Here is a 17992-nt window from a genome sequence, read left to right on the forward strand (position 1 = left end):
CCCGCGAGGGGCACGTCTTTTGCTGGACAAACAACGAATCGACGCCTATTATACGCATCGCGTACACAGACCTGCCGACCCGACCATGAGTGCACAGCAGACTTTCCTGCGCGACGCGATGCGTCGCCTGAACATGACCCGCGACACCTTCGCCGAGCGCATCGGCGTTCGCCGGCGCGCCCTCGACACCTGGCTGCTGCCGGAGGATTCGAGCGAATATCGCACGATGCCGAGCATCGTGGAGAAATTCGTCGGCGAAATCCTCGGTCGCGAAGCCCCGTCCGCAGAATCTACGCAAAGCGCACACAAGCCGTTGCGCGAACGCATGGGCCTCGACGGCAAGCCGCACCTGATCTCCGTCGACCAGTTCTCGCGTGACTCGCTCGAAGAATTGTTCCACGTCGCCGACATCATGCAACCGATCGCGCGCCGTCAGAAGATTTCCCGCGTGCTCGAAGGCGCCGTGCTCGGCAATCTGTTCTTCGAAGCCAGCACCCGCACCCGCGTGAGCTTCGGCTCCGCCTTCTGCCGCCTCGGCGGCTCGGTGTGCGACACGACCGGCTTCACGTTCTCGTCGATGGCCAAGGGCGAATCGATCTACGACACGAGCCGCGTGATGAGCGGCTATGTCGACGCGCTCGTCGTGCGCCACCCGGAAAAGGGGTCGGTCGCCGAATTCGCTCGCGCCACGAACATCCCCGTCATCAACGGCGGCGACGGCCCGGGCGAACACCCGAGCCAGGCCATTCTCGATCTGTACACGATCGGCCGCGAGTTTTCGCGTCTGGGCAAGCTGGTCGACGGCGCGCACGTGGCGATGGTCGGCGACCTGCGCTACGGCCGCACGGTGCACTCGCTGATCAAGCTGCTCGCGCTGTATCGCGGCCTGAAGTTCACGCTGATCTCGCCGCCGTCGCTCGAAATGCCGACGTACATTCTCGATCAGATTTCGCAGAACGGCCACGTGATCGTGCAGAGCAATTCGCTCGCCGATCTGGCCGGCGCCGACGTGGTCTACGCGACGCGCATTCAGAAAGAGCGCTTCGCCGACGAAGCGATCGAGGGCTACACGCCGGACTTCCAGATCAACGAAGCGCTGATCAACCAGTACTGCGACAGCCGCACCATCATCATGCACCCGCTGCCGCGCGACAGCCGTCCGGGTGCGAACGATCTGTCGACCGATCTGAATCATGATCCGCGTCTGGCGATCTTCCGTCAGACGGACAACGGCATTCCGGTGCGTATGGCGATCTTCGCGATCCTGCTCGGCGTGGACAAGCAAGTCCAGCACAGCATGCGTGACGCCGCATGGCGCTCGCCGTCGCACATCGGTCCGGACGACGCGCTGTTCGACGGACTCGACTGATCGTCCCGTGCGGCTACGGTCTCGGATATTTCCGAGATGCGCACCGCGCCCGTCCGATACCGCACTGCCCCCAAGGATTTTTCGCGGGGGCAGTGTCGCTTTACGAGTAAAATTGCGTCCATCTCGAATCGGTACGCTTTTCCGGAGGCCCACATGCGGCGCAAGACCCTTACCCAATATCTCATCGAACAGCAGCGGGAATACAACAACATTCCCGCCGAGTTGCGTCTGCTGATCGAAGTCGTCGCACGCGCGTGCAAGTCCATCAGCCATGCCGTGTCCAAGGGCGCGCTCGGCGGCGTGCTGGGCAGCGCCGGCAGCGAAAACGTGCAGGGCGAAGTGCAGAAGAAGCTCGACGTGATCTCGAACGAGATCATGCTCGAAGCGAACGAATGGGGCGGCCATCTGGCGGCCATGGCATCGGAAGAGATGGAAGACGTCTTCCACATTCCGAACCGCTACCCGCAGGGCGAATACCTGCTGATGTTCGATCCGCTCGATGGCTCGTCGAACATCGACGTTAACGTGTCGATCGGCACGATCTTCTCGGTGTTGCGTTGCCCGGACGGCGTGACGGACCCGACCGAAAAGGACTTCCTGCAACCGGGTACGCAACAGGTCGCGGCCGGTTATGCGGTGTACGGTCCGCAAACGGTGCTCGTGCTCACGACGGGACATGGCGTGAACTGCTTCACGCTGGACCGCGAAATGGGATCGTGGGTGCTCACGCAGGAAGGCATGCGCATTCCGGAAGACACCAAGGAATTCGCGATCAACATGTCGAACGAGCGCCACTGGTATCCGCCGGTGCAGCGTTACATCGGCGAGCTGCTGCAAGGCAAGGAAGGCGTGCGCGGCAAGGACTTCAACATGCGCTGGATTGCGTCGATGGTGGCAGACGTGCATCGCATTCTGACGCGCGGCGGCGTGTTCATGTACCCGGCCGACAAGCGCGATCCGGACAAGCCGGGCAAGCTGCGCATCATGTACGAAGCCAACCCGATGAGCTTCCTCGTGGAGCAGGCCGGCGGCGCCGCCACGAACGGCACGCAGCGCATTCTGGACATCCAGCCGCAGAAGTTGCATGAGCGCGTGGCGGTGTTCCTCGGCTCGAAGAACGAGGTCGAACGCGTGACCGGCTATCACCTCGAAGCCGGCGCGAAGTAAGTCGAGAAGGTCGTCGTCGCAGTCTGGCCTAACGGCAAAAAATCTCGCGACGATGAAAGCGCAGGATCTCTGGAATTTCAATGATTTACGCGTGATGCACGCAAGCATCACAAAAAATCTTGAAAAAAGGTAGTGACAAATCCGGAAAACCTGCTAATATCTCACTTCTTCGCAGCGCCGGAGTAGCTCAGTCGGTAGAGCAGCTCATTCGTAATGAGAAGGTCGGGGGTTCGATTCCTCTCTCCGGCACCAGCGACTCGTCAGAGTCCTTGGTGATGCAAGCAAGACGAAGTCCTAAGCAGTCAGCAAAAAAGCCGCCCGAATCTGTCGTGCGGCTTTTTTGTTTTTGTCGTCCGGGAATCCGGTTCCGGAGAGAGGTGTCGCATTCTCGCCCGTGCTGCCGGGTCGGCGTGCCTCCCCCTTCTCCTGGAATGGGAGCGATGCCCGCTTCGGTGTATCACACGCCTGAAACTATCCTATCCCCGGCCTCGCCTGATCCTTCGTCATCGCTTGCCGTCATTCGCATCGTCGCCGATGGCGTTATCGTTCGCGCCGTCCTCGTCCTCCGCGGGCTGCGCCATCCACGCGTGGTACCCCGCAGCGCCCATCTTGCGCATCAGCGCTTCATTGCGTTCGTAGATCGTCTCGGCTTCGGGGAAAGCCTCCACAGCGCGGTCGAGACTCGCCTCACGCAGCAGATGCAGGATCGGATACGGGGAGCGGTTCGTGAAGTTCTCGACGTCGTCCGGCGCCGTGCCTTCGAACTGGTAGTCCGGATGGAAGCTCGCCATCTGGAGTTCGCCTTCGAGATGCAACTGCTTGAGCAGGCGTTCGGCGAAAAACAGCGCGTCGTTGTACTCATGAAAGTCGAGCAAGGCGTCGGGCAGAATCAGCAGCGTTGTGTCGACGACCAGCGGATCGGCCTGCGACAGCCACTGCAACTCGCTCTCCAGATCGAGTAGCGCCCCCTCCATGTCCCGCGCAGCACTCACCACGTAACGAATCTGATCCTTGACGTGTACCGCCTTCGCAAACGGACAGAGGTTCAGTCCGATCACGGCGCGCGTGAGCCAGTGGCGCGTCGCGGCGATCACGGCCTCGTTGTCCTGCGTCTGCATCGATGCCGTTGACGATTCGGTCACGGGCGCAGCGGGGGAATGGGTTTTCTCCGGCATACCAAAAACATAGCGATGATTCATGAATATCGCATTGTAGTTCGTGGTTCGCTGCCGATGGCAGGTCCGTGCTCGATAGCTTCAGGGGGTGAATGCCAAAACGCGGCGTTGGCGAATGCGCAACCATTCGGCCTTTCCAACGCAACGCGCCACCTGGCGCCTAACCATCATGCCCGGATCCCCGCCCATCACCACCTGCGCCCACAGCACCAGCGAAGGGTCAGCCGCGTCGACCCAGATGGCCGACAGCGCACATCTGACCGCCATGCCTTTAAGTGAATTGCTCGACGTCCAACGCACGCCGTTCTACCGCCCGCAGGACATGTGGAACACGCTTGTCAACGCGCAAACCTGTGCAGGCCGGGAATTGCGAGACGCCTGCGATCGGGCGTCGCGCAACGGCCCATTGTTTCTCGAGATGGTGACGTTGCTGACCATGCCGGAAAGCGATCGCACCCTGGATCGACTGTCCGACGCGGGCATCTTTCTCGCCCCCGATCCCGCCAGAAGCTTGCGCCCCGACCACACAGCGCTATTACGGAGCAACGAAGGCCTCGGACTCTGGCTGCGCTACGCCGCCACTCCCACGGGCTATCTGAATGTCTTCGACGGCGCCGACATCTTCGGCACAGCCTGCGCTAACGACCACACACGCATCGACAAGATTCTTCGGGTTCTGGTGGCAAGCGCACGCGATCACACCGACGCCGCCCCGTCCATCATGGTCGAGACCGCCCCGCTCAACCCGCTCGTCCATCTATGCAGTCAGGTCGCGCCACACTGGCTGGCTCGCCTGCTCGACATCGGAGCCAATGCCAATCAACGTAACCAGCGCGGCATGCCACTGACTGTCGCGGCCATGCGCGCCGAAGCACTGCGTCTGCATAACGGAGGGCAGGATGTCATGCACGCCCATGCGTCGCTGCACGCGCTGGCCAACCTGCTCAAACGGCATGGCGGCGATCTGATGGCGCCGAATCGGCGTGGCGTGCCCGCCGTCGCACTACTCACGTTCCATGGGCTATGCGGTGCCGCCGAAGCACTGCTCGCGTCAGACGCCGATCCGAACGCAGCCGATGCCCACGGCAATACGCTGATGCACCACCTCACCCATGCGGCGCGTCTGCAAGATGACCCCACACACAGCGACAACGCCAGGCTTGCGCATTACATGCTGATCGTCGCATCGCGATACGGCGGCGACCTCACCCGTGTGAACGGCAATGGACATACGGCGCGGGAATGGTTGCCGACGTCGCTACCGCTTGATGCGCGCGTCGACGATGCGTTTGTCGGCACCGTGCGTGCAACGGCCTTCCGGCGAATCAAGGCGCTCTGCTGAGTCGGCGCGCCTGTCGCAGCGCATGCCAGACGCCACGCCACGATGCCACCACGTCGCTGGGCCGCCGCGCACCGTCATGCTCATGACGAACATGCCCCCTCGCGGCGGCGCGCTCACCGCCCGCCGCACACCTCAAGCCTCAAGCACCTTTTTCCCGGCGACTACCGCCCGCGCCTTCATGCCTTCCATGCCCCTGACCGTATTAACACCATTGGCTCCCGCCCCGCTCCCAGTCCCGACGCCTGCGTCAGGCTTCGCCCCGCCCATCGCGCCGTGCGCCACGGGGCTGCGCGTCGAGGCGTCCCTCACGCAGATCCGCCTATCCGACATCGCGCTCGACGACCTTCTCGCCGCGCATCGGGACGGGCGCTGCTCGTCGCAAACCACCTGGGACACGCTGATGAGTCTCGCAACCGTCGCAGGCCGTGAGCTACGTGACAGCTGTCTGATCGCCAATCCGGCGGATGCCGCGGGCCTGGCCTTTTCAATGGCATCGCTGTTCAGCACGCCCGAGCGGCGTCGTACGCTCTCCGATCTGGACAACGCCGGCATCTTCATCGACCGCTCCCGATACGCGCGACTCGCCCCCGAAGACGCCACGCTCCTGATGTCCGATGAGGGACTTCAGCTCTGGTTGCGATATGCAGCATCCCCATCCGCGTACCCGACCCTCTTCGTCGATGCGATCATGAACGGCAGCTTTGCCCCGGAACCACCGCCAGCGATCGCCCGGGCCTTGCGCGTACTGATCGCCTGCGGACGGGACACCACCAACGACGTGCCCATCTCCGAGATGCCCGGCGACGTTCAGTTACCGCTCGCGCACCTGTGCGGCCACGTCGCCTGGCAATGGTTGCCATCGTTGCTGAAGTTCGGCGCGAACCCCAATCAGGTGACGGCAAGCGGCGTGCCGCTCATCGCATCGGCCATGGCGGCGCAGGCCGACCGCCTTCACGCGCAGGGGCACGATTTGCTTGTTGCCCATGAATCGCTTTACCGCCTTGGCAAGACACTCCATGCCCTCGGCGCCAGCCTCACCGCGCCGTCCCACAGCGGCTCACCGCCGATCATGCTGCTCGCGCTCAATGGTTACTGTGCTGCCGCCGAGGTCCTGCTCGGACTGGGTGCGACATGCAACACCGCTTCGGCCAACCGGGGCGGAAACACGCTAATGCATCAGCTTGCTTCGGCCACACAGCACAAGGGCTATTCATTCACGGCCTTCTTCCTCTTCATTCTCGCCCTGCGTTACGGCGGCGATCCCGACCTGCCCAACGATTCGGGCATCAAGGCCATCTCACTGCTTCCGGACAGCCTCTCGCAATACGTTCGACTAAGTCAGAAGATGAACCTCCAGGCACGCGAGAGGGCCTTGCACGTCATCGCCAATCCGAGACCGAAGTCGGCCGAGGAAATGAACGGAACGTTGCCCACCGTCAGCGCTGCACTCATGGCCGAAGCCAAACAGCTCTGCGATGCCGGGCAAGATCCTCTACTGCCGCATGCTTCGCTGCTGTTGCTGGCCGCAACACTCAAGCAACAAGGCGTCGATATCGCCCAGTCGCATCAGGACGGCTCCCCGCCCATCCTGTGGCTTGCATTGCGCGGGTACTGCGGTGCGGCCGAAGTGTTGCTCGCGCTGACGCCGGACTGCAACGCGCCTCAGTTCGAAGGCAATACGCTCATGCACTTCCTGGCCGTCGCCACACGTCATCCGGGCGACGCCATCTACGCGGATTACATGCTCAATACGGCACTGCGCTATGGCGGCGATCCGACCGTCTGTAACAACGCAGGCCATTCGGCGATCACCTCGCTGACGTCCGAACGTATCCGCTTCCTGCGCGCCGGGCTGTCTTTCGTCGCACAAACCCGCAAACGCTCCGCACAGACGGTCGAGAACCGTCGCAATCCGCTTCTGCGCGCAACACTGCTCGCCAGCCGCGCAGGCCGCGCCAGCCATCAAGACCGTCAAAACCGGCAGACGCCCGCGACCTCACTGACCGCCACGAACCCCTTGCGACATTCCGCCGCAGACCTATAACATGCATTTTATTTACATCTTATAATCACTCCGCCGGCCCCCTGAATGTTGTTGTCGTGATTTGAGTCTTGGGGGACCGGCGACCGAATGCCGCGCCGTGAATCTTTCGTAACGAGATGCCACGGGGCTCGAGAAACACCCACAAGTACGACCAAAAAGATGCATTTTGTTTGCATCTTATAAATTCAGGAGTCTTGCCATGCTTTCCGCCGCTTCCCGCCCGTATATCGACGCCAGCGTTCCGGTCCTGCGCGAACACGGTCTCGCGATCACGCGTCACTTCTACGCGAGCATGTTCGAGGCGCATCCCGAGCTGCGCAATCTGTTCAACATGGGCAATCAGGCGAGCGGCGCACAGCAGCAATCGCTCGCCTCGGCCGTGTTCGCGTACGCCGCGAACATCGACAACGCCGCGGCCCTCACACCGGTGCTCGAACGTATCGTCCACAAGCACGTGTCGGTCGGCATCACGCCGGCGCATTACCCGATCGTCGGACGTCATCTGCTCGGCGCCATCAAGGATGTGCTGGGTGATGCCGCCACGCCCGAGCTGATCGCCGCCTGGGACGAAGCCTACTGGCTGCTCGCTGGCGAGTTGATCGCGGCGGAAGCGCGTCTGTCCGAGAAATCCCGCGCGCCGTTGGGTACGCTGCGCGAGCTGATCGTGACCGACGTCGACCGCGAAACCGAACATGTCGTGTCGTACTACCTGCGCACGCCCGAGGGCGGCTCGCCGGGCGAGTTCTTGCCGGGTCAGTATGTGAGTGTCTGTGTCACGCTACCGGACGGTCTGCAACAGCGCCGCCAGTACAGCCTCTCCGACGCCCCCGAAGCCCCGCACTGGCGCATCACCGTCAAGCGCGAAGACGCGGGCGATGCGAAGCCCGCTGGTCAGGTCTCTAACTGGTTGCATGCCAACGTGAAGGCCGGCGACCGTCTGCGGGTCGGCCCGGCATACGGTGAGTTCACGCTGCCGCAGCACGACACGCGAGCGCTGGTGCTGCTCAGCGCGGGCGTGGGGATCACGCCGATGGTGTCGATGGTGGCCGCCTTGGCAGCCCAGGGGTCGCGTCGCGAAATTCTGTTCGCACATGCCGGTCGCAACGGCTCGCACGTTGCCCTGCGCCGACAACTGGCGTTCGCAAAGACGCAGTTGCCGCATCTGCGCGTGGCAACCTTCTTCGAGACGCCGCTGCCGATCGAGCGTGAGGGCGTGGATTACACGTTTGCCGGACGTATGGACCTCTCGCGTCTCACCCTGCCCGCCGATGCCGACTACCTGATGTGCGGCCCGTCGCCGTTCATGCAGACGCAATGGCGTGCGCTGCGCGACGCGGGCGTACCCGCCGAGCGCATGCATCGCGAAGTCTTCGGCCCGGACGCACTGGATCATCTGCTGTAATCGCACGCGCCCCGGTAAACGCACAAGGCCCCCGAGTCATCCTCGGCGGCCTTGTGCTATCTGCGCCGTTCATGTGGCTGATGCAACCGTCAGCGCCACGAACAGGATCAGTCGATCAGCGCACCGGTAGCGTCGTAGAACGGATGCGAGCCGCCCGCATCGTCGACAAACGCCAGATGGGAGACAAGGCCCGTCTGCGGCGTGAAGCGATGCAACTGGAACGCGGGAGGATCGAGCACCCAGGCGGACGGCCCGCCCTCACGCAGATCGAGGGCGACCTGGTGCGCAGGCGACGGACACACGCTCGCCACGGTGCCTGCGAAGCGCATGTGAATCGGACGATGCACGTGACCGCAGATCACCCGCTCCACGTTGTCGAAACGCTTCACGATGGCGGCCAGCTTGACGGCCGCCGCCGGATCGAGCGCCTGAATGTCCATATGCTCGATACCGCAAGCAAACGGCGGATGGTGCATCGCAATCACCGTCGGCGTTCCGGTATCGCTGGCCAGCGTCGCTTCGAGCCAGTCGAGACGCTCGTCGCACAACTTGCCGCCGCCATTGGGCGGATCCTGCGTATCGAGCGCGACGAGTCGCATCGGCCCGAACATCGCCGTGTACTGAACGAAGTCGCCCGGCTTGCCGAGGTACGTATGCTCCGGGAACACCTCTCGCAAGGCGTCGCGTCCGTCGTGATTGCCGATGACGAGGTAGTACGGGATTTGCAGCGGCGTGAGCAGACGTCGCAGGTGCTCGTACTCCTCGCGCGCGCCGAAATCGACGAGATCGCCCGTGAGCACCACGAAGTCGGGACGCGGTTCCAGCGTATTGAGACGCGCCACGCAGCGTTCGAGATAAGCGGCGGTATCGACACGACGATAGGCCAGCTTGCCGGGGCGTTTGATGTGAAGGTCGCTGATTTGCGCGAACAGCATGAGCGAATTATCCGTGAAGCGAAAAGACATGGGCGGCGGGCAGCGACAGGCCCACCTTGTCGCCGACGCGGCACTCGCGGCGGCTGGAAACTTCGACCAGCACCGCGCCGGCGGCCGACACGCCGCTGAGCGTCAGGCGCGTGCGGTCGCCAAGGAACTGCACTTCCTCGATCTGGCCCGTGAGCGCGGCGTCGCCGGCAGGCACCACGATGGCGTCTTCCGGACGGAAGTACAGCTCCTCGACATCGGCGCGCACATTCGGGCACGCCAGGTGACCGCCCTCCAGATGGAATTGACCGTCGCGCCACACACCGGCCAGACGATTGAGCGTGCCGACGAAGTTCGCCACGTGACGCGACGCCGGTTGATAGTAGATGTCGCGCGGCGCGCCGATCTGTTCGATACGGCCGGCGCTCATCACCACGATGCGGTCGCCCAGTGCCATCGCTTCGTCCTGATCGTGCGTGACGTACACCGTCGTCACGCCGAGTCCCCGCAGCAGGCGGTCCATATCGGCGCGCACGGTCTCGCGCAACTTGGCGTCCAGCGCCGTGAGCGGTTCGTCGAGCAGCAGCACACGCGGCTCCGGCGCGAGCGCGCGGGCCAGCGCCACACGCTGCTTCTGACCGCCGGAGAGTTGTGCGATGGCGCGGTCTGCGTACGGCGTGAGATGCACCAGATCGAGCAACTCGTCCACACGCTTGTCGATCTGCGCCGAGGGCAGACCGCGCAACTTGAGGCCGTACGCGACGTTGCCGCGCACGGTGAAGTTCGGAAACAGGGCGTAGTTCTGGAAGACCATGCCGACATGACGCTTTTCGATCGGCAGACGCGTGACGTCTTCGTCGCCGAAGCGAACGCGACCGCCGGCGTCCGGGCGCTCAAGGCCCGCGATCATGCGCAGCGTCGTGGTCTTGCCGCAACCCGACGGGCCGAGCAGCACCAGCGTCTCGCCCGCGCCGATCGTCAGATCGAGCGGTTGCAGAACGGTGTTGCCGTGAAACGTCTTGGCACAGCGTTCGAGGTGAATGGGGATGGAAGTCAGTTTCATCGTCAAATCCTTGGCATTCGGAGTGCGCGCGGCGCAATCGCTAAGTCAGGGGCACTCGGCTCAGGTGCGCCCGCGCGCGTTGCGAACTTTCGCGCGTTGCGCCGTCATCTGCATGACGATGAGCAGCGGCACGATCAATACGAAGAACACCGCCGTGTAGGCACTGCCGATCTCCAGACGCAGCGACGCGTAAGCGTCGGCCAGCCCAACCGGCAGCGTCTTGGTGTCGGGCGTGTGCAACATCCACGTGAGGTTGAATTCACCGAGCGAGAGCGTCACGACGATGAGCGCAGCGGCCACGATCTCGCTTCGGATGTTGGGCAGCACCACGGTCATGAAGCGTCGCAGGAAGCTCGCACCGAGACTCGCGGCGCCCTCCTCCATCAGCTTGATGCGCGAGTCGGCGCAGGCAGCCGCCACGGCGCGCACCATGAACGGCAGCGTGAAGATCACGTGGCCTACGATGATGAACGCCAGGCTTTCGCGAAAGCCGCGCATGCCGCCATACACGCTGATCAGCGCCAGCGCACTCGCCAGACCCGGCAGCGCGATGGGCAGCGTGAGCAGTTCTTCGATCCAGCGCGCGAAACGGCTCTGCCAGCGGGCGAGCACGTAGCCGGCGGGTACGCCGAGCAACGCCACGAGCACCAGCGTGGCGGCGCCGACGTAGAGCGAATTCAGAATCGCGTCGTGATAGTCCTGCCAGACCTGAATCACCCACTTGAACGTGAGGCCGGCGGACGGACCACGGAAATAGTTCACCGACAGGCCGGCGAGAATCGACATCCCGACCGGAATCAGCAGGAACGCGCACATCAGCAGCGTGAGCAGCAGTTGCAGCGTGAAAAGGGTTTTCTTGAGCATGCGGATCAACCTCCGGCGGCGACAGCCTGCCCAGTGAAATTGCGGGCCAGCATCAGCACCGCCCAGGTGACGATGCCGAGAATTACCGAGAGTGCCGCCGCCGTCGCCACATTGGCGTTGAGCGTGAACTCGGTGTAGATGGTCATCGGCAGCACGTCGATGTCAGTGGCCAGCGTAAAGGCCGTGCCGAACGCACCGACCGAGGTCGCGAAACACATCGCGCCCGAGGCGATCAGCGCGGGGGCGAGCGCGGGCAGCGTGACGTCGCGCGCGATGGCAAACGGACCGGCGCCCAGCGAGGCCGCCGCTTCCGTGAGCGAATGATCGAGCGATTCCGCCGCGGCCATCACGGCCAGAATCACACGCGGAATCGAGAAATACAGGTAACCGAGAAACAGCCCGGCGAGCGAGTACGCAAACACGAGCTTGTGACCGACGAGCTTCAACGTCAGATCGCCGATCAGACCCTGGCGTCCCGCGAGCATGATGACCATGAAACCGACCACCACGCCGGGGAACGCCAGCGGCAGGGTAAGCATCGACACGAGTGCCGATTTCCCCGGAAAGTCATGACGGGTGAGGAAGAGGCCCGCCACAAGCGATAGCGCCAGAGTGGCCAGAGTGACGAGTGCCGAGAGCACCACGGTCTGCCAGAGGCTGTCGAGATAACGCGCGTTGGTGAGAATCGCGCGATAAGTCTCGAACGCGTGACCGTCGCCGCTGACCTGCACAAGTGCGGCCATCGGCAACAGCCAGAACGCCAGAAAGACCGCCAGTGCCGGTAGCAGAAGTGCCACGCGCCAGCCGCGCGGCAAAGTCAGGTCACGCATCGCTTGCTTTGCTCCTCTTCCTCGTTGGTCGTTACCGTACGCAGATGTCTTAGCGCACGTTCTTCAGATACTGCTGACCGAACGCGTCCTGCTGCGCGGCGAGCTTTTGCAGGTCGACGGGCTTCACGCGAGCGTAGTCGGTCGACGGCAGGAACTTGGCAGCTACGTCAGCCGGCATGGTGCTGGCACGCACCGGACGCAGGAACGCTTGCGCCCAGTGCGCCTGCCCCTTGTCGGACAGCGTGTAGTCGATCACCTTCTTGCCGTTGTCGCTGTGCGGTGCGTTCTTCACGAGCGCGATGACGTACGGCAGCGACACCGAGCCTTCCATCGGAATCACGAACTGCACGTTGGCGCGGTCCTTGTAGATGGCGCGGTAGGCGTTGAAATCGAAGTCGATCAGGATAGGAATCTCACCCGAGAGCACGCGCGCGTAGGCCGTTTGCTTCGGCACGATCGGGGCGTTGGCCTTGAGCTTCTGGAAGAAGCTGATGGCCGGGCCGAAGTTGTCCATCGAACCGCCGAGCGCCTGGTTGGCGGCAATCGCGGCGGCGTAGCCGGCGAACGCGCTGCTCGGATCCAGATAACCCACCATGCCCTTGTATTCCGGCTTGAGCAGGTCGGCCCACGAACGCGGCACCGGCTTGCCTTCCAGGGCGTCGCGGTTCACGAAGAAGCCGACCGTGCCCGAGTGGATGGTCGTCCACATGCCGTTCGGATCCTTCAGGTTGGCCGGCACCTGATCCCAGTTAGCCGGCTTGTACGGGGCGAGCAGGCCCTTCTTCGCGGCTTCAATGGCCGACGTGATGCCCAGATAGACGATGTCAGCGACCGGCGCCTTCTGTTCGGCGATCAATTGTGCAACCGCCTGGCCCGAGTTCTTGTTGTCGAGCGGCACGCGGATGCCGGTGTCCTGCGCAATCGACTTGACCTGACCGGCCCAGTCCGCCCATTCCGGCGGGCAGTTGTAGCAGATCGCGGTCTGCTGGGCATGCGCGGCGCCAGCGCCGAGCAAGGTGAACAACGCCAGCGTGCGAGCGGCGCGGGTGATCCAAAGCTTCATTTCTGGGCTCCTGAAAGTCTGAGCGTGGGCAGCACATGGCTGCCTCAGGTTGCGTTCTCTACAGTCCGGGACTGTCCGACTGTCTGATACGGGCCTTGCGGCCGGATGCCTGATTGCCTTGGCCGTCGCTGCGCTCTCTTGACGGAGTCAGTCGTCGGCCGCTTCCTTGCTTTCTTGCTGCTATTTCTTGCTGCTATTTCTTGCTGCTTTCTTGCTATTCACTTCGATACTTCAAAATCTTTGCGGCACTGCGCCGCCTGCGTCCTGCGACGGCGTCACTCGCGCCTGCCCGGCGGCGACGCCACCGTTCCGCCCCGGCGCACTTCGTGCGGCAGGATCAGCGCGTGGCTGAGCGCCGCATCATGCGGGGCGCTCACGCCGGCGGCGCCCACCCGTCCGTCGATCTGCGCGAGCAGGCGTTGCGCGGCGTGACGTCCGATGTCCACGCTCGGTTGCACGACCGTGGCGAGCGTGGGCGAGAGCAGTTCGCCCACGGCGAGGCCGTCGAAGCCGAGCACGGAGATATCGTCCGGCACGCGCAGGCCGGCTTCGCGCAGCGCACGCATCACGCCGAGGGCGAGAAGATCGTTGGAGCAGAACAGGGCCGTGGGACGCGCGCCGTCGCGCTCGCGCTGCGCCAGCCACTCGCGAACCCGCTCACCGCGTGCTCCGCTGTTGAAATCGATTTCGAAGGCCGGCAGCGGCGTGAGGCCGGCGGCTTGCATGGCGTCGCCGTAGCCGAGATAGCGACGCTTGGCACGGTCCGACGCGTGCAGCGCCCCCGTCACCATGACGATGTCGCGATGCCCCGCTTCGATCAGCATGGCAACGCCCTGCGCTGCCGCAGCACGGTTATCGACGGAGACACATGGACGATCCGGCGCGTCGTTGTAGACGAGTTGGCAGGCCACCCCTTCGGCGGCGAGATCGTCGATGAGCGCGCTGTGCTCGGCGTCGGCGAGGGTGAGCAGCAGACCGTCCACCCGCTGTTGCAGCAGGGTTTCGATGGCATTGCGCTCGCGCTCGGGATCGTATTGCGTGGTGACGAGCAGCAGGCGGTGCCCGATCCCGTCGATGGCCGCCTCAATGCCTTCGAGGCAGTCGGCAAACACCGGGTTGCCGAGCGTGGGCAGCATGACGCCGATCAGGCCGGTGCGTTCGCCGCGCAGTTGACGGCCGAGGGCGTTGGGACGGAATTTCAGCTCGGCGGCCGCCGCATGCACCTTGGCAAGCGTCTCGGGACGCACGAGATGCGGCGAATTGAGCGCGCGCGACACGGTCGCGATCGAACATCCTGCACGCTGTGCCACATCCCGAATATCAGCCACACCCCGCTCCTCTTGTCTGGACCGTCATTTTTGACGTTGACGGATTTTACGCAAATGTAAACGTTTACGAAAACGTTTTCATTTAGGGATTGTATGGAGGCTTTGTGATGAATTCGTGACAGGAAACGCGCCGATGCGCACGCACAACGGTCGGCGGGACAAGGCGGTACGCGGGTGCACCGCCCCCTCACAGGCGCGAGGTTCGCTGAATCGGCCGATATCCGGCGATGAATTGGATGGGGGAGTAAGCGAGATGGCGCCGTCGGGGGGCGTTGGCGATGCGTCGCCCATCCCCCCGACGGATACCCGCGATTACATGGCCGGGGGTTGTTGAGACGACGCTGCGGTCTTATCCGCCGGCTTGCCGGGCAGGCGTCCGGGTTTCAGTGCGGTGACCGTGTTGCCGGCCGGCGCCGATGGCGCCCGGCGTACGGACCCGCCGACGGAGGCTCGCGCCGTGCGTAACTCAGAATCGGTGACGTCGTACTCCAATAGCAGAATGCTGACTTCACCGAGGCGTTCGCTTGGGACGAATTGATTGATTATCGACGCGTAGTCCTGAACGACAGCGACACCGTAAGGCTTGTCATTCAGGATGCATCGCAACGCCGGCACGACCTCCTCTGACCTGAGACATGACAAGCTCGTGACGAACTGTGCCAGCACCATTTGCTTGACGTAGTCCAGATCGTCCAGATCGTTGGCTTTTGCGACCTTGGCGACATAGCCGTTGACGAAGGTACGCCATGCGTCGTCGCCCGCGGATACGGCCTGCCTCCATGCACTCGCCATCTCAGGAGCGAGCGGTGCCCGCCGGACCTGACCGGCGGCTGGCGCCTGAAACTCGATGTACTGCGAGCGTGCGTTGCGCAGGGTGCCGCTACCCGCGGTATAGGAATGGCCAACGGGCAATGCCGCGGCCATTGTCACGGGTTGACCGATGTTGCGATTGTGGAGTCGACGGGGCTGCGGTGCGCCCGAAGTGACTTCCAGACGCAGCGTTGCATTGCCTTGCACTGTGAATACGCCTCGGACCGCCTGATCGCCGCGAATTGCATCTGCTCGCGCGGCATAGGGATAGCCGAGCTCGTCGGGATCGACGTAGTCACCACCGCCTCCGAACCACTCCATGAAATCGTCGAAGTCGTCGTACGGACACATCTTGGGCTGCGCTGAACGTTGCTCGGCGCCGGAAAACGTTTGCGCGAAACCTTCCGGATTCGATGCTTGAGCTTGCGGGGGTGTTTCGACGAGCAGCGGGGGGGTTTGAATCGTGGGGATATCAATCTTCATCATGATGGCTCTCCATCGGTTGGGGGGAGATTCCATCTTGGTCTCGATACGTCACACCACTTTAATAGACGGTCGCACTGCTTTGGCTTTCGGAACGTGGCCCGGGCAGGTGAAGCGTCGTCCCAACGAACGGGCAGGATGCCGCCTATACTGAAATTCCCCCCTCGCAACGGCTCCAACGGGGGGATATCACGGCAGCCCCTTCCATTCACGACCGGGAAAGGCCATGAACGACTATCACTTCCTCACCTTGTGGCGGCTCACTGCGCCGCTAGACGAAGTCTGGGACACCCTGCGCGATGTCGACCACTGGGCGCGCTGGTGGCCGTGCGTGCGAGACGTCCGTACGCTCGATGCCGGCGACGCCGATGGCGTCGGCGCCGTGCGCCAACTGACGTGGCACGGCGCGCTCCCCTACTCGCTCACCATCGAGACCCGCGTCACGCATATCGATCCGATGCGCGAAGTGCGCACCGTCGCCACCGGCGAAGCCGAAGGCACCGGTGTCTGGCGTTTCGATACGGAAGGCTCGATTACCGTCGTTCGCTATGCGTGGGACGTGCACACCAGGCGGGAATGGATGAACAAGCTCGCGCCGCTCGCCCGCCCGCTGTTCCGCTGGAATCACAACTATGTGATGCGTCGGGGCGGCGAAGGTCTCGCCGCGACGCTCAATGCCCATCTGGTCGAGTGCCTCGACACGGACCTGCCGCCCGCCGCCATCGGCAAGGAACGCGACCCGCGCGAGCTGCGGGAAGCCAGGGCCAGGGTCAGTCACGATCCGCGGCACTAATGCGGCACTACCGGCCAGCGCATGGACGATGTCAACCGTCACTGCGCTGGCGTTGCCGCATCACGCCACGGCGGTCTTGATATCACGCGATGATCTTGTAGTCACGAAGCAGCGACTTCAACGCGTCTCGCTGGTCTTCCGGGAAGAACGATTCGATCTCGTCCGCCCAGCCCTGCACCGCGTCGACACCCTTGCGCGCCGAGTCTTTAAGAATGCACTTGAGCGCAGGCAGTTTGTCGGCGTCGGGCAGTAATCGCAGTTTCCCGACGAATTCCGACATGAGACCGGCGGTGACATAAGGTCGCACCGAGTCGAGGGCCGCCGCGACTTTCTCATTCATGAAGGCATTCCAGGCGGCGTCGCCATTCTGAGCGGTCCTTGACCACTCATCGATCAGGTTGCCGCCTGAGGGCACGGACTCAAGCATGCCCGCCGCCGGGATCGTCGCCTGACGCGCGCGTTGCAGCACGCCGTCCTTCACGATCAGCTTGCCCTTGGTTGCCCCGCCGATGATCTGATTGAGAATGCTGTCGAAAATACTGCGCGTTTGCGGCGGCTGCGACTTCAGGTCGACTTTGGACGAGCACGCTCTGAACGGGTCGCCCCCATCCGCCCTGTCGACCGGCCGTTGCCACGATTGCATCGGCCCCGGTCGAACGCCCGTGCGTGCCGCATAGGAAACGCCTGGAGCCGTCGGCGCGGAGGCCACCCCCGCGCCAGGCACACCATTGAGAGACGATGGATACGCCTCCGAACGTGCCCCGCCAGTCCAGAGTTCAACGGCGAGCTTGGCGTTGCCTTGCAATGAAAACGCCGCGTGCGTGCTGTTCTGCCCTTGCGCACGGCCCAACGGCGCGCTGGCGAGACGATCGTCCCATTTGATGTCATCCGACGGCAACCAGTTTTCGTCGAAATCCTGCCATGCGTTGCGCGTCGACACCTGCGGCGCCTGAAGTCGGGCACCGTCGAAGGTGCTCGCGAAGTGTCCTGGACGATTGTCCTGAGCCTGCGCCGTCGGTAGCGTCGGATCGACCGGTGCGGTGACTGTCGGGGCATACGTTGAACTCTCAATCATGATGGCTCTCCATCGGGTAAGGGAGATTCCATCTTGGTCGCAATGCGGCACATCACTTTAAGAGACGTCAGCCGCCTTTCGGATTTCGAATCACACTCGATGTAGGTCATGGCGTAGTCCCAGTCATCGGGCGAGATATCCCCCGAAACGCGCACCACCAAATGGTTCGCCTGAGCCTGCCTCGCCGACTCGCCAACGCCGCTATTCCATTCCGGAATACACGATCCCGCACATTTCATTATTTTTTATATCGACGGATGC

General features: G+C 63.4%; 15 protein-coding genes and 1 tRNA gene. 7 read left to right on the top strand and 9 right to left on the bottom strand.

Translation table 11 applies throughout. From position 1 onward, the window contains the following. Positions 1–85 precede the first annotated feature (85 nt). The 3 genes from PCA20602_RS10460 (at position 86) to PCA20602_RS10470 (ending at position 2788) form a co-directional block, all read left to right on the top strand. Positions 86–1369, top strand: coding sequence for an aspartate carbamoyltransferase (locus PCA20602_RS10460; protein WP_039402605.1), 1284 nt, complete (start codon positions 86–88; stop codon positions 1367–1369). Between the two features lie 153 nt (positions 1370–1522). After that, positions 1523–2536 (top strand): class 1 fructose-bisphosphatase, encoded by a 1014-nt coding sequence (locus PCA20602_RS10465; protein WP_150721186.1) that lies wholly within the window; start codon positions 1523–1525, stop codon positions 2534–2536. 176 nt (positions 2537–2712) lie between these two features. Beyond that, positions 2713–2788 (top strand) — tRNA-Thr (locus tag PCA20602_RS10470). Between the two features lie 251 nt (positions 2789–3039). Here the strand turns inward: PCA20602_RS10470 and PCA20602_RS10475 are convergent. Continuing rightward, positions 3040–3654: a DUF1415 domain-containing protein gene (locus PCA20602_RS10475; RefSeq protein ID WP_150721389.1), complete on the bottom strand. Its 615-nt coding sequence runs from the start codon at positions 3652–3654 to the stop codon at positions 3040–3042. Positions 3655–3880: 226 nt separating this feature from the next. Between PCA20602_RS10475 and PCA20602_RS10480 the strand changes: the two genes are divergently transcribed. From PCA20602_RS10480 to PCA20602_RS10490, 3 genes are all read left to right on the top strand, one after another. Next, the gene (locus tag PCA20602_RS10480; RefSeq protein WP_150721187.1) at positions 3881–5053 is read left to right on the top strand and encodes an ankyrin repeat domain-containing protein; all 1173 of its coding nucleotides are present in this window, start codon (positions 3881–3883) and stop codon (positions 5051–5053) included. Positions 5054–5231: 178 nt separating this feature from the next. Next, entirely contained in the window at positions 5232–7097 is a 1866-nt protein-coding gene (locus PCA20602_RS10485) for an ankyrin repeat domain-containing protein (RefSeq protein ID WP_150721188.1), read from the top strand. Positions 7098–7296: 199 nt separating this feature from the next. After that, positions 7297–8499, top strand: coding sequence for a globin domain-containing protein (locus tag PCA20602_RS10490; protein ID WP_150721189.1), 1203 nt, complete (start codon positions 7297–7299; stop codon positions 8497–8499). A gap of 107 nt (positions 8500–8606) precedes the next feature. Here PCA20602_RS10490 and PCA20602_RS10495 read toward each other — a convergent pair whose 3' ends face one another. The 7 genes from PCA20602_RS10495 to PCA20602_RS10525 form a co-directional block, all read right to left on the bottom strand. Beyond that, positions 8607–9434 (bottom strand): phosphodiesterase, encoded by an 828-nt coding sequence (locus tag PCA20602_RS10495; protein ID WP_150721190.1) that lies wholly within the window; start codon positions 9432–9434, stop codon positions 8607–8609. Between the two features lie 7 nt (positions 9435–9441). Further along, positions 9442–10485: an ABC transporter ATP-binding protein gene (locus PCA20602_RS10500; protein WP_150721191.1), complete on the bottom strand. Its 1044-nt coding sequence runs from the start codon at positions 10483–10485 to the stop codon at positions 9442–9444. A gap of 60 nt (positions 10486–10545) precedes the next feature. Beyond that, positions 10546–11349, bottom strand: a complete 804-nt coding sequence (locus tag PCA20602_RS10505) for an ABC transporter permease (RefSeq protein WP_069344761.1) — start codon at positions 11347–11349, stop codon at positions 10546–10548. Between the two features lie 5 nt (positions 11350–11354). Next, positions 11355–12179, bottom strand: a complete 825-nt coding sequence (locus tag PCA20602_RS10510; protein WP_069344760.1) for an ABC transporter permease — start codon at positions 12177–12179, stop codon at positions 11355–11357. A 49-nt stretch (positions 12180–12228) separates the two neighbouring features. After that, a complete protein-coding gene (locus tag PCA20602_RS10515; RefSeq protein WP_150721192.1) occupies positions 12229–13242 on the bottom strand; it encodes an extracellular solute-binding protein in 1014 nt (337 codons plus the stop codon). Between the two features lie 275 nt (positions 13243–13517). Further along, positions 13518–14570, bottom strand: coding sequence for a LacI family DNA-binding transcriptional regulator (locus tag PCA20602_RS10520; protein WP_150721193.1), 1053 nt, complete (start codon positions 14568–14570; stop codon positions 13518–13520). Between the two features lie 312 nt (positions 14571–14882). Continuing rightward, positions 14883–15899, bottom strand: coding sequence for a hypothetical protein (locus tag PCA20602_RS10525; protein WP_150721194.1), 1017 nt, complete (start codon positions 15897–15899; stop codon positions 14883–14885). Between the two features lie 190 nt (positions 15900–16089). Here PCA20602_RS10525 and PCA20602_RS10530 point away from each other — a divergent pair, with 190 nt between their 5' ends. Beyond that, complete coding sequence (locus PCA20602_RS10530; RefSeq protein WP_150721195.1) at positions 16090–16656, top strand: SRPBCC family protein; 567 nt, start codon at positions 16090–16092, stop codon at positions 16654–16656. A gap of 82 nt (positions 16657–16738) precedes the next feature. On the opposite strand, the gene PCA20602_RS10535 is transcribed toward PCA20602_RS10530, so the two are convergent. Then, positions 16739–17731, bottom strand: a complete 993-nt coding sequence (locus tag PCA20602_RS10535; protein WP_150721196.1) for a hypothetical protein — start codon at positions 17729–17731, stop codon at positions 16739–16741. Between the last annotated feature and the right edge of the window lie 261 nt (positions 17732–17992).

It is taken from the genome of Pandoraea capi, from assembly GCF_902459735.1.
GTDB classification, from domain to species: domain Bacteria; phylum Pseudomonadota; class Gammaproteobacteria; order Burkholderiales; family Burkholderiaceae; genus Pandoraea; species Pandoraea capi.